The organism is Kitasatospora aureofaciens, from assembly GCF_019192735.1.
Taxonomy (GTDB): domain Bacteria; phylum Actinomycetota; class Actinomycetes; order Streptomycetales; family Streptomycetaceae; genus Kitasatospora; species Kitasatospora aureofaciens_A.
In genome coordinates, this window is record NZ_JAHTKP010000009.1 from 121,847 (window position 1) to 134,661 (window position 12,815).

The 12,815-nt window shown below is 73.0% G+C and carries 7 protein-coding genes and 1 riboswitch; of the genes, 5 read left to right on the top strand and 2 right to left on the bottom strand.

Going from position 1 to position 12,815, the window contains the following annotated elements; translation table 11 throughout:
* Positions 1–145: 145 nt before the first annotated feature.
* Entirely contained in the window at positions 146–3,775 is a 3,630-nt protein-coding gene (cobN, locus tag KV557_RS12435) for a cobaltochelatase subunit CobN (protein WP_218199913.1), read from the bottom strand.
* 115 nt (positions 3,776–3,890) lie between these two features.
* Positions 3,891–3,976: riboswitch (cobalamin riboswitch) on the bottom strand.
* 223 nt (positions 3,977–4,199) lie between these two features.
* Here cobN and KV557_RS12440 point away from each other — a divergent pair.
* Genes KV557_RS12440 through KV557_RS12450 form a run of 3 tightly spaced genes read left to right on the top strand, consistent with a single transcriptional unit; the run spans position 4,200 to position 7,692 of the window.
* On the top strand, positions 4,200–5,552 hold the full coding sequence (locus KV557_RS12440) for a hypothetical protein (protein ID WP_256177294.1): 1,353 nt from the start codon (positions 4,200–4,202) through the stop codon (positions 5,550–5,552).
* Positions 5,549–6,175: a precorrin-8X methylmutase gene (locus KV557_RS12445; protein ID WP_218199915.1), complete on the top strand. Its 627-nt coding sequence runs from the start codon at positions 5,549–5,551 to the stop codon at positions 6,173–6,175. Before KV557_RS12440 ends, KV557_RS12445 begins: the two co-directional genes overlap by 4 nt.
* On the top strand, positions 6,172–7,692 hold the full coding sequence (locus KV557_RS12450) for a precorrin-2 C(20)-methyltransferase (protein ID WP_218199916.1): 1,521 nt from the start codon (positions 6,172–6,174) through the stop codon (positions 7,690–7,692). Before KV557_RS12445 ends, KV557_RS12450 begins: the two co-directional genes overlap by 4 nt.
* A gap of 137 nt (positions 7,693–7,829) precedes the next feature.
* Here the strand turns inward: KV557_RS12450 and KV557_RS12455 are convergent, their stop codons facing one another.
* Entirely contained in the window at positions 7,830–9,569 is a 1,740-nt protein-coding gene (locus tag KV557_RS12455) for a TIGR03767 family metallophosphoesterase (protein ID WP_256177295.1), read from the bottom strand.
* A 386-nt stretch (positions 9,570–9,955) separates the two neighbouring features.
* Here KV557_RS12455 and KV557_RS12460 point away from each other — a divergent pair, with 386 nt between their 5' ends.
* Positions 9,956–11,092 carry a cobalt-precorrin-5B (C(1))-methyltransferase gene (locus KV557_RS12460; protein WP_218199918.1) on the top strand — a complete coding sequence of 379 codons (1,137 nt, stop codon included), beginning with the start codon at positions 9,956–9,958 and terminating at the stop codon, positions 11,090–11,092.
* Positions 11,093–11,237: 145 nt separating this feature from the next.
* Positions 11,238–12,767, top strand: coding sequence for a UDP-N-acetylglucosamine 1-carboxyvinyltransferase (locus KV557_RS12465; protein ID WP_218199919.1), 1,530 nt, complete (start codon positions 11,238–11,240; stop codon positions 12,765–12,767).
* Positions 12,768–12,815 lie beyond the last annotated feature (48 nt).

Here is a 12,815-nt window from a genome sequence, read left to right on the forward strand (position 1 = left end):
CTTGGACGGGGTAGGCCACCAGTGTTCCCGTCACCCGAATAGATGACGGGAACCCCGACGGTACGAACCGAGGAACAGTACGAACCGAGGAACGGTACGAACCGAGGAACGGTATGAACCGCCGAACGGCATGAGCCAGGCGGACTCAGCCCTCGCCGCCCTCCAGGTCGCCCTCGGTCTCCAGGAACGCCGCCTGCAGCTGCTCGATCAGCTCCGGGTCCGGCTGCTCCCACAGCCCGCGGCTCGCCGCCTCCAGCAGCCGCTCGCTGATCCCGTGCAGGGCCCACGGGTTGGCCCCGGCCAGGAACTCCCGGTTGACCGGGTCGAGCACGTACTCCTGGGTGAGCTTCTCGTACATCCAGTCCGCGACCACGCCCGTCGTGGCGTCGTAGCCGAACAGGTAGTCCACGGTGGCGGCCATCTCGAACGCGCCCTTGTACCCGTGCCGGCGCATCGCCTCGATCCAGCGCGGGTTGACCACCCGGGCGCGGAACACGCGGGCGGCCTCCTCGGTCAGCGTCCGGGTGCGGACCGTCTCCGGGCGGGTCGAGTCGCCGATGTAGGCGGTCGGCGCCTTGCCGGTGAGCGCGCGGACGGTGGCCACCATGCCGCCGTGGTACTGGAAGTAGTCGTCCGAGTCGGCGATGTCGTGCTCGCGCGTGTCGGTGTTCTTCGCGGCGACGGTGATCCGCTTGTACGCGGTCTCCATCTCCTCGCGGGCCGGCCGCCCGTCCAGCCCGCGCCCGTACGCGTAGCCGCCCCAGACCGTGTACACCTCGGCGAGGTCGGCGTCGGTGCGCCAGTCGCGGCTGTCGATCAGCTGGAGCAGGCCCGCCCCGTACGTGCCCGGGCGGGAGCCGAAGACGCGGACGGTGGCCTTGCGCTCGTCGCCGTGGACGGCGAGGTCGGCCTGGACGTGGGCGCGGACGTAGTTGTCCTCGTCCGCCTCCTCCTGGGCGGCGGCCAGGCGCACCGCGTCGTCCAGCAGGGCGACGACGTGCGGGAAGGCGTCCCGGAAGAAGCCGGAGATGCGCAGCGTGACGTCGATGCGCGGGCGGGCCAGCTCGTCGAGCGGGATCGGTTCCAGGCCGGTGACCCGGCGCGAGGCGTCGTCCCAGACCGGGCGGACGCCGAGCAGGGCGAAGGCCTCGGCGATGTCGTCGCCCGCGGTGCGCATCGCGCTGGTGCCCCAGAGCGAGAGCCCGACCGAGGGCGGGAAGGCGCCGTCGTTGTCGGCCCGGTAGCGGTCGATCAGCGAGGTGGCGAGGGCCTGGCCGGTCTCCCAGGCGAGCTTGCTGGGCACGGCCTTCGGGTCGACGGAGTAGAAGTTGCGGCCGGTCGGCAGCACGTTGACCAGGCCGCGCAGCGGCGAGCCGGACGGGCCGGCCGGGACGAAACCGCCCTGGAGCGCGTGCAGGACGGCGTCCAGTTCGTCGGTGGTGGCGGCCAGGCGCGGCACCACCTGGGTGGCGGCGAAGGCGAGCACCTCGTGGACGGCCTCCGGCAGACCGGCGGCGACCTTCTCGACCGCCTCGGGCGCCCAGTCCTGCGCCTCCATCGCCTCGACCAGAGCGCGGGCCTGCGCCTCGGCCGCGTCGGTGGCGCCGAGGGTGAGCGCGGCCTCGTCCAGGCCGAGCGCCTCGCGCAGGCCGGGCAGTGCGCTGACGCCGCCCCAGATCTGCCGGGCGCGCAGGATGGCGAGCACGATGTTGACCCGGTCGGTGCCGGCCGGGGCCTGGCCGAGGACATGCAGGCCGTCGCGGATCTGGGCGTCCTTGACCTCGCAGAGCCAGCCGTCGACGTGCAGCAGGAAGTCGTCGAAGCCGTCGTCCTCGGGGCGCTCGTCCAGACCGAGGTCGTGGTCGAGCTTGGCGGCCTGGATGAGGGTCCAGATCTGGGCGCGGATCGCGGGCAGCTTGGCCGGGTCCATCGCGGCGATGTTGGAGTGCTCGTCGAGCAGTTGCTCCAGGCGGGCGATGTCGCCGTAGGAGTCGGCGCGGGCCATCGGCGGCACGAGGTGGTCGACGAGGGTGGCGTGGGCGCGGCGCTTGGCCTGGGTGCCCTCGCCCGGGTCGTTGACCAGGAAGGGGTAGATCAGCGGCAGGTCGCCGAGGACGGCGTCCGGGCCGCACTCGGCGGACAGCGCGGCGGTCTTGCCGGGCAGCCACTCCAGGTTGCCGTGCTTTCCGAGGTGGATGACGGCGTGGGCGCCGAAGCCGCCGTCCTCCTGCGCGGCCTCGATCCAGCGGTAGGCGGCCAGGTAGTGGTGGCTCGGCGGCAGGTCGGGGTCGTGGTAGATCGCGACGGGGTTCTCGCCGAAGCCGCGCGGCGGCTGGATGAGGACGAGCAGGTTCCCGGAGTGGATCGCGGCGAGCACGATGTCGCCGTCCGGGTTCTGCGACCGGTCGACGTACAGCTCGCCGGGGGCCGGGCCCCAGTGCTCCTCGACCTGCTCGCGCAGCCCCTGGGGGAGCGTGGCGTACCAGCGGCGGTAGTCGGCGGCGGGGATGCGGACCGGGTTGCGGGCCAGCTGGTCCTCGGTGAGCCAGTCCTGGTCGTAGCCGCCGGCGGCGATCAGGGCGTGGATGAGGGCGTCGCCCTCGTGGCCGGCGCCCTCCTGGGAGTCGTCGCTGTTCTCGTCGAGACCGGGCAGGGCCGAGCCCAGGTCCATGCCCTCCTCGCGCAGCCGGTTCAGCAGGCGGACGGCGCTGGCCGGGGTGTCCAGGCCGACGGCGTTGCCGACCCGGGCGTGCTTGGTCGGGTACGCGGACAGCACGAGCGCGAGGCGGCGCTCGGCCGCCGGGACGTGCCGCAGCCGGGCGTGCCTGACGGCGGTGCCGGCGACGCGGGCGGCGCGCTCCGGATCGGCGGCGTAGACGGTGAGGCCGTCCTCGTCCAGCTCCTTGAAGGAGAACGGGACGCTGATCAGCCGGCCGTCGAACTCCGGCACCGCGATCTGGGTGGCGGTGTCCAGCGGCGACAGGCCGTCGTCGCTGGCCTCCCACTGGGCGCGCGACCAGGTGAGGCAGAGCGCCTGGAGGATCGGGCGGTCCAGGGCGGCCAGCGCGCCCGCGTCCCAGGCCTCCTCGTCGCCGCCGGCCTGTGCGTCGGCCGGACGGGTGCCGCCGGCGGCGAGCACGGTGGTGACGATCGCGTCGGCCTCGCCGAGGGCGGCCAGCAGCTCGGGCTCGGCGCCGCGCAGCGAGGCGCAGTAGTAGGCCTTCGCCTGCGCGCCCTGGTCCTCGATTGCCTGGCACAGGGTCTCGACGAAGGCGGTGTTGCCGCTCATGTGGTGGGCGCGGTAGTAGAGCACCGCGATCGTCGGGCCGCTCTCCGTACGGGCTTCGCGCTCCAGCGGGCCCCAGGCCGGGGCGGAGGCGGGCGGGGCGAAGCCGTGACCGGTGAGCAGCACGGTGTCGGAGAGGAACGCGCCCAGTTCGGCCAGGTTGGCCGCGCCGCCGTGGGCGAGGTAGGCGTGCGCCTCGGCGGCGATGCCGGCCGGGACGGTGGACAGCTCCATCAGCTGGGCGTCGGGGGCCTGCTCACCGGTCAGCACCACCACCGGGCGGGGGCCGGCCAGCAGGGCGTCCAGGCCCTCCTGCCAGGCGCGGCGCCCGCCGAGCAGGCGGATCACGACCAGGTCGGTCCCCTCCAGCAGGGCGGGCAGGTCCTCGGGGGCGAGCCGGGCCGGGTTGCCGAGCCGGTACGGGACCGGGCCGGCCGAGGCGCGGGCGCTGAGCAGGTCGGTGTCGGACGTCGACAGCAGCAGGATCATGCGAAGGCCCTCCCGGCCTCGAAGGTGGCCAGGGACGCGGGCGCGGGCATGCGGCGGCGCTGGTGCATTTCTGCCTTCCTCGGGGTCCGCGCCCCGGGCCGGTGGAGGACGGCAGGAGTTCCTGGCTCCCGCGGCCGCCGGTCGTCCCGGTGAACCGCGGTCACAGTGGCGGGACCGCACCGGGTTTGCACCGGTTTCCTCCCCTGCGCCGTCGCTGGCGTCGGACGGTCCGCGGGGACCGCCCGCCAGCATCGTACGGGGTGCGGCTGACCTGGGGGAGAGCGAGCTTCGAGTCGACGGGTGCACGGGCGGAGTTTGCTGCCGGAGGTGTGCGGAGGTGCGCGGAGGTCTGAAGCGGGAGGTGTCGGGAGGTGTGATGCAGCGGACGGAGGCAACCGATCGGATCATCTGTATGCTCGCCGCCATGCCACCGACACCCGACGCCACCGCGCCGGGCGCCGCGGTGCCCGACCGGGGGCGCGCGGACGCCTGCCCAGGGGCGCTTCGTCTGCACACCGCCGACGACGGCGCCCTGGCCCGGATCCGCCTGCCCGGCGGTCTGCTGACGGACCGTCAGGCACTTGCGCTGGCCGATGCAGCGGAGGCCCTCGGCGACGGCGAGCTGGAGACCACCTCGCGCGGCAACGTCCAACTCCGCGGCCTGGCTTCGCACTGCGGCGCGGAACTCGCCGAACGGCTGCGCGCCGTCGGGCTGCTGCCCTCGGACACGCACGAGCGGGTGCGCAACATCGTCGCCTCGCCGCTCGCGGGGCTTTCTCCGGCTCCTTCTGTTGACGCGCGGGCCGACGTTCGGGCTGACGTGCAGGCCTGGGTGCGGGAGCTGGACGCGCGGCTGTGCGCGAGCGACTGGGCGGCCGGGCTCTCCGGCAAGTTCCTGTTCGCGCTGGACGACGGGCGGGGCGACGTCGCCGCGCTCGACGCCGATGTGACATTGATCGCAGGTTCGGACGGCACCCGGCTGCTGCGCCTCGGGCGGGCCGCTTACGGGCATCCGGTCGAGGCCGGGCAGGAGGTGACGGCCGTGCTGGACGCGGCCCGGTCCTTCCTGGACGCGCTGCGGGCGAGCGGTCGCAAGGCCTGGCACCTGCGCGAGGTGCCCGACCTCCTGCCGGACGGACCGGTACCGCTGCCCGCCTTCGCCGGAGCCGCGCCCGCCGTCGGTGCGCTGCCCGCCGTCGCCGGACCTGTGCCTGTCGTCGGCGCGTTGACCGGCGGGCTCTCCGTGGGCATGCGCTTCGGCCGGGCGACCGTGGCGCAGTGGCGGGCCCTGGTGGCGGCCTCGGCCGGTGAGCTGCGGCTGACGCCCTGGCGCGGCGCAGTGCTGCCGGGCGCCCCGGCCGACCGGCTGCCGGCGCTCGCCGCTGCCGGGTTCCGGACCGCGCCCGGCTCGCCCTGGGAGCGGGCCACCGCCTGCACCGGGCTGCCCGGGTGCTCGAAGTCGCTCGCCGACGTCCGGGCCGACGCGGCACGGGCGTTGGACGTCGTGGCCGGTGGCGGCCGGCCCGTGCACTGGTCCGGCTGTGAACGGCGCTGCGGCCATCCGGCCGGGCGATGGGTGGACGTGCTCGCCACCGGGCAGGGCTACCGGGTGACCGTGAACGGTCCGGCAGCCGCCGGGGCGGTCGCGGACGGGGCGGACGCGGCGGCTGCGCGCGCGGTGCCTGTGGATGAGCCGGCTGCGGATGCGGTTTCCGTGGATGTGACGAACGAGGAGATGGCCGAGGCGGTCGCCGAGGCCAGGAGGACCACGAAGTGATCGAGTACGAGAAGGACGGCGCGTCCATCTACCGCCAGTCCTTTGCCACCATCCGCGCGGAGGCCGATCTGGCCGCCCTGCCGGCGGACGTCTCCCAGGTCGCGGTGCGGATGATCCACGCCTGCGGGATGGTCGACCTGGTCGAGGACCTGGTGTACTCGCCCGGCGTGGTCGCCTCCGCACGCGCCGCGCTGCGCGCCGGTGCGCCGATCCTCTGCGACGTCAACATGGTCGCGAGCGGCGTCACCCGCAAGCGGCTGCCGGCCGACAACGAGGTGATCTGCACCCTCACCGACCCGGCGGTCCCCGAACTGGCCCGGAAGATGGGCAACACCCGCAGCGCCGCCGCCATGGAACTGTGGCTGCCCCGGCTGGAGGGCGCGGTGGTGGCCGTCGGGAACGCGCCGACCTCGCTGTTCCGGCTGCTGGAGATGATCGAGGCGGGCGCGCCGCGCCCGGCCGCCGTGATCGGCGTCCCGGTCGGCTTCATCGGCGCGGCCGAGTCCAAGCAGGCCCTGGCCGAGCACCCGTCCGGCCTGGAGCACCTGGTGGTGCGCGGCCGGCGCGGCGGCAGCGCGATCGCCGCCGCCGCCGTCAACGCGATTGCGAGTGAAGAAGAGTGACGGAGCGTCAGTCCGGTTCCACGGGACGGCTGTACGGGGTCGGGCTCGGCCCGGGCGACCCGTCGCTGGTGACCGTCCGCGCGGCCGAACTCATCGGCAAGGCCGACGTCGTGGCGTACCACAGTGCCCGGCACGGGCGCTCCATCGCGCGTTCCATTGCCGAGCGGTATCTGACGGGTGGTCAGGTCGAGGAGAAGCTCGTCTACCCGATCACGGTCGAGACCACCGACCACCCGGGCGGTTACCGGGGTGCGCTGGACGACTTCTACGAGGAGGCCGCCGCCCGGCTGGCCGCCCACCTGGACGCCGGCCGGGACGTCGTGGTGCTCGCCGAGGGCGACCCGCTGTTCTACGGCTCCTACCAGCACATGCACAAGCGGCTCGCCCACCGCTACCCGACCGAGGTGGTGCCGGGCGTGACCTCGGTCAGCGCCGCGGCCGCCCGGCTCGGGCAGCCGCTGACCGAGGCCGAGGAGACGCTCACCGTCATCCCGGGCACGCTGCCCGAGGAGGAGCTGGCGGCGCGGATCGCCTCGGCCGACTCGGCCGTGATCATGAAGCTCGGGCGCACCTTCCCGGTCGTCCGGCGCGCGCTGGAGCGGGCGGGGCGTCTGGAGGACGCGCAGTACGTCGAGCGCGCCTTCATGGAGGGGGAGCGCATCGCGCCGCTCGCCGAGATCGACGGCGAGACCGTGCCGTACTTCTCCGTCGCGGTGCTGCCGAGCAAGGTCGCGCCGCTGGAGCCGGTGGCCCGGGTGGCGGACGGCATGGGCAGCGTGACCGTCGTCGGCACCGGGCCGGCCGGGCCGCTCTGGCTCACCCCCGAGGCGCGCGGCGCGCTGGCCGAGGCCACCGACCTGGTCGGCTACACCACCTACCTGGCCCGGGTGCCGGAGCGGCCGGGGCAGCGGCGGCACGGCTCGGACAACAAGGTGGAGTCGGAGCGCGCCGAGTTCGCCCTCGACCTGGCCCGGCGCGGGCACCGGGTGGCGGTGGTGTCCTCGGGTGACCCGGGCGTCTTCGCGATGGCCACGGCCGTGCTGGAGGTCGCCTGCGAGGAGGGCTACCGGGACGTCCCGGTGCGGGTCCTCCCCGGCATGACCGCCGCCCATGCGGCCGCCTCCCGCGCCGGCGCCCCGCTGGGGCACGACTACGCGGTGGTGTCGCTCTCGGACCGGCTCAAGCCCTGGGACGCGGTCGCCCGGCGCCTGCGCGCGGCGGCCGAAGCGGACCTGGTGCTCGCGCTGTACAACCCGGGCTCGAAGTCCCGGACGACGCAGGTCGGCCTGGCCCGGGACCTGCTGCTGGAGTACCGCGCGCCCGAGACGCCGGTGGTGATGGCGCGCGACGTCGGCGGGCCGACGGAGCGGGTGCGCATCGTCCGGCTGGGCGAGCTCGACCCGGCGCTGGTCGACATGCGGACGATCCTGCTCATCGGCTCCTCGCAGACCCGGGCGGTCGAGCGAGACGGCGGCGTGGAGGTCGTCTGGACGCCCCGGCGGTACCCGGAGGGCTGACGGCGCGGGCGACGGGAGGCTGGCGGGTAGCAGCCGACGGGTGACAAGTAACAGATGACAGCTGACAGATTTCAACATCTGTCAGCTGTCATCTGTTTTCTGTTACTTGTTCTCTGTCGCCTGTTACCCGCCCGCCGTCACCGCGTCGGCTTGGCGATCAGCAGCTCCGTGTTGTGGTCCTGCCCCGACCCGAGCAGCGCGGCCGGCCGGCCGTACGGGTCGTTGTACGACAGCTCGCGGTAGAGCGCGGCCAGGTTGGCGTCCGAGGTGCTGGCGAAGTCCGTCCCGTACGGCGCGGCGGACTCGATCAGCGTGGTGAACAGGGACAGCGTGCCGTCCCCGTTGTCCGCGATCTCGATGATGCGGCCGTGCTGCGGGTAGTCGATGTGGGAGGCGGTGTTGATCTCCCAGAACGCCCGCTCCGGCACCGCGTGGCCGTGCGCCGTGATCTTGTTCATGTGGGTGTGGCCGTTCACCCACCCGACGACGTTCGGGTAGCGCTGGAGCAGCGCCACCAGCTCGTTGCCGTCGTGCCGCTTCTCGAAGATGTTGCGCGGGTCGGGCAGCAGGTTGCCCATGGTGGTGCTGGTGTGGTGGCTGAAGACCAGGATCAGGTCGTCGGTGCTGCCGCCCGTCACCTTCCGCCCGTCGGAGTCGTACCAGTGCCCGCTGTGCGCCTTCAACTGCTGCTCCAGCCAGCGCAGTTGCGCGGTGCCGAGCGAACCGTCCGCGAACCCGGCCTGGTTGGTGGTGTCCAGGCTGATGCCGACCACCTTCTCCGAGATCCGGAAGGTGTAGTAGAGCTTGCCGCTGCTCACCATGTCCGAGGTGAAGCCGTGCCCGTGCGGCCCCGCGCCGGTGACGGCCGGGTCCAGGTGGGCCTTCGCGAACTCCTTGAGCGTGAACGGCCGTCGGCGCTCGTCCGGGGTGATCTCCCGCACCGCGTCGCCGGTCGCCAGCAGCTTGCCGAGCAGCAGGGCCGCGCCCGCCGGGTCGCGCCGCAGCGACTCCATCAGCTGCGCGGCATCGGCGTCGTTGCAGCCCTCCAGCTTGTACTCGCCGGTGTAGAGGTCGTTCAGCAGCCCGAAGTCCGGCAGCGAACCCTCAAGGCTGTCATCGTGGTTGCCGACCGTCGTGTACCAGGGCGTGTGCAGGCCCGGCGCGTCGAAGGGGCGGCCGGCGGCCGAGAGGAAGCCGGGTATCTCCGGGAAGCCCTTCGCCTTGTACTCGTCCTGGAAGGCGAGTTCGGGGTTCCAGTAGGTGGCGCTGCCGGAGTTCTGCACGCCCTCGTAGCGGGTGAGGTCACCGGTGTTCTGGGCGAGGCGTCCGCCCGCCATCACCGTGAGGTACCAGTCGAGTTCGGCGTGCTCGTGGTTGTCGGTGTTGTCGCCGGTGGCCATCACCATGCTGAACGGCATCCCGGTGTAGGGGCCGCCGGCGAGCGAGTTGACGCGCTCGACGAGGGCCGAGACACCGCGGGCGTTCAGGGTCTCCTGCGGCCGGTACGCGCTGCCGTTGAACCGGGCCAGGTACTCGAAGCGCACCGGGGACTCGGTGTCCACCAGGTGCAGGTCGGAGAACTGGACGAAGCTGGCCAGCCCGGTGCGGCGGTCGTCGCGGCCGGTGCCCGGCGTCGCGATGTCGCCGCGTACGACGAGCGGCCAGCCGGGCCCGGCCGTCAGCCGCTTGTACGTCCCGCTGCCGACCGGCGTCGCCACCTGGTCGAGGGTGGTCCCGGTCACCCGGACCGCTCTGGCGGCGCCGGCCGCCAGTTCCTGTTCGCGCGTCGCTGCCGAGGCGAACTGCGCGCCGCCCAGCGACAGGGCCGCCCAGGCGGCGGCCACCGACGTACCCGTGACGAACGTACGCCGACTCATCCCAGCCACAAAAACCCCCACATACCTGATGGCCCGGCCGGCTGCCCCGGCTGCGTGGCCTCGTGTCATGAACCCGCTTCTGGCGGAGCGCCAGATTACTCACTGGTAGGCGCGGGGTGCGAGGCCCGTGCAGAGAACTCTTCGGGAACGCGGGGCAGCGCTTGCTCTCCAGTTCCTGCCTGACTTCCTGCCGCGCTTCCCGTCTTGCGTGTCCTGCCTCGGCCGCCTCGCAGCTGCGCGGAGGGCCCCGGTCGGGGCGCCGCCAGGCGAATGGGGGAAAATCGGCCCCGGCGGCCGCTGCGGCCGTACCGAAACAGGAACGGAAGCGGACGGCGCACCCCGGCACGGCCGGCGGCCCCGTCCCGGGTCAGCGAAGCGAGGCGGACGTGGCCGAACCGGGAGGCCGGGCCGGGCAGCTGAAGAGCAGCGGCCTGCGGCACGGCTGGACGACGGGCGCCTGCGCCACCGCCGCCACCAAGGCCGCCTACACCGCGCTGCTCACCGGCGAGTTCCCGGACCCGGTGACCATCACCCTCCCCAAGGGCCAGCAGCCCGCCTTCGCCCTGGCCGCCGAGGAGCTCGCGCCCACTGGCGCACCCGAAGGAGCCCACGCCATGGTCGGCGTGGTGAAGGACGCCGGGGACGATCCCGACGTCACCCACGGCGCCCTGATCCGCGCGACCGTCCGGGCCGGCGAGCCCGGCGCCGGGGTGGTGTTCCGGGCCGGTCCCGGGGTCGGGACGGTCACCAAGGCCGGCCTGCCGCTGCCCGTCGGCGAGCCTGCCATCAACCCGGTGCCCCGGCAGATGATGCGCGATGCCATCGCCGAGGTGGCCGCCGAGCACGGCGGCACCGGGGACGTCGTCGTCGAGATCTCAGTCGACCACGGCGAGGAGATCGCCCGCTCCACCTGGAACCCCCGGCTCGGCATCCTCGGCGGCCTGTCCATCCTGGGCACGACCGGCATCGTCGTCCCCTACTCCTGCTCGGCCTGGATCGACTCCATTCGCCGCGGCGTGGACGTGGCGCGCGCGGCCGGCCGGACGCACGTGGCCGGCTGCACCGGCTCGACGTCGGAGAAGGTCGCCGTCGCCGTGCACGGGCTGCCCGAGGACGCGCTGCTGGACATGGGCGACTTCGCCGGCGCCGTCCTCAAGTACCTCAAGCGCCACCCGGTGCCCCGGCTGACCATCGCGGGCGGCTTCGCGAAGCTGTCCAAGCTCGCGGCCGGGCACCTCGACCTGCACTCGGCGCGCTCGCAGGTGAACAAGGGGTACCTGGCGGACCTGGCCCGGCGCGGCGGGGCGGACGACGCGCTGGAGCAGGCGGTGGCCGCCGCCAACACCGGGCTGGAGGCGGTGCAGCTGTGCCGGGCGGCGGGCGTGCCGCTGGGAGACCTGGTCGCCGAGGCGGCCCGGGCGACGGCCCTCGGCGTGCTGGTGGGTTCGCCGGTGGCGGTGGACGTCATCTGCATCGACCGCGCGGGCACCATCGTCGGACGGGTGGAGCCGCTCGGCCCGTGAGGCGCCCGAGTCGCGATGAGGCGTATGCCTTTTCATGTGGTGATGTGAAGATCTGACGCCAATACGGGGTGAGAAACGGACAAAAAGAGCGATGTGCCAAGCCTCGATTCTGTTGCCATCTCAACCATGAGATATGGTCTGCCGGGTGACAGGCGACTACCTCACCCGTATCGGCACCCTCATCCGTACCGCGCGCCAGCACCGCGGCTGGTCCCAGGCGCAGCTCGGCGAGGCCCTCGGCACCAGCCAGAGCGCGGTCAACCGCATCGAACAGGGCAAGCAGAACGTCAGCCTTGAGATGATCGCCCGCATCGGCGAAGCCCTCGACAGCGAGATCGTCTCCCTCGGCTACTCCGGTCCGATGCACCTGCGGGTCGCCGGCGGCACTCGCCTCTCCGGCGCCATCGACGTCCGCAGCAGCAAGAACGCCTGCGTCGCGATCCTGTGCGCCTCGCTGCTGACCACCGGCCGCACCACGATCCGCAGCGTCGCCCGGATCGAAGAGGTCTACCGCATCCTTGAGGTGCTCACCAGCATCGGCGTCAAGAGCCGCTGGATCAACGGCGGCCGCGACCTCGAACTCACCCCGCCCGCCGAGCTCGACCTCGCCGCGATGGATGTCGAGGCCGCCCGCCGCACCCGCAGCGTGCTGATGTTCCTCGGCCCGCTGATGCACCGCGCCCAGCACTTCGCCATCCCGTACGCGGGCGGCTGCGACCTCGGCACCCGGACCGTCCAGCCGCACCTGACCGCGCTGCGCCGCTTCGGCCTGGAGGTCGCCACCACCGGCGGCGCCTACCACGCCTCGGTCGAGCCGGGCACCCTGCTGGACCGCCCGATCGTGCTGACCGAGCGCGGCGACACGGTCACCGAGAACGCCCTGCTCGCCGCCGCCCGGCACGACGGCGTCAGCGTGATCCGCAACGCCTCGCCCAACTACATGGTCCAGGACCTCTGCTTCTTCCTGGAGAAGCTGGGCGTGAAGATCGAGGGCATCGGCACCACCACCCTCACCGTGCACGGCGTGCCCGAGATCACCTGCGACGTCGACTACACCCCGGCCGAGGACCCGGTGGAGGCGATGAGCCTGCTCGCCGCCGCCGTCGTCACCTCCTCCGAGCTGACGATCCGCCGGGTGCCGATCGAGTTCCTGGAGATCGAGCTCGCGGTCCTGGAGGGCATGGGCCTCGACTACGACCGCACTCCCGAGTACCCGGCCCACAACGGCCACACCCGCCTGGTCGACCTCACCGTGCGCCCGTCCAAGCTGACCGCGCCGATCGACACCATCCACCCGATGCCGTTCCCCGGCATCAACATCGACAACGTGCCGTTCTTCGCCGCCATCGCCGCGGCGGCCCACGGCACCACGATGATCCACGACTGGGTCTACGACAACCGCGCGATATATCTCACCGAGCTGACCCGGCTCGGCGCGGACGTCAAGCTCCTCGACCCGCACCGCGTCCTGGTCCAGGGCCCGACCCGCTGGCGCGCCGCCGAGATGATGTGCCCGCCCGCCCTGCGCCCCGCCGTGGTCATCCTCCTCGCCATGCTCGCCGCCCAGGGCACCTCCGTCCTGCGCAACGTCTACGTCATCAACCGGGGCTACGAGGACCTCGCCGAGCGCCTCAACTCCATCGGCGCCCAGATCGAGACCTTCCGCGACATCTGAGCCTTGGTCACATCGCCGTCCGGCCTCACCCGTTGAGGCCGGACAGCA

What these genes read in the sequence shown, in the direction of transcription:
- cobN (WP_218199913.1), bottom strand. Translation starts at nt 3,775, where the DNA reads ATGATCCTGCTGCTGTCGACGTCCGACACCGACCTGCTCAGCGCCCGC.
- KV557_RS12440 (WP_256177294.1), top strand. Translation starts at nt 4,200, where the DNA reads ATGCCACCGACACCCGACGCCACCGCGCCGGGCGCCGCGGTGCCCGAC.
- KV557_RS12455 (WP_256177295.1), bottom strand. Translation starts at nt 9,569, where the DNA reads ATGAGTCGGCGTACGTTCGTCACGGGTACGTCGGTGGCCGCCGCCTGG.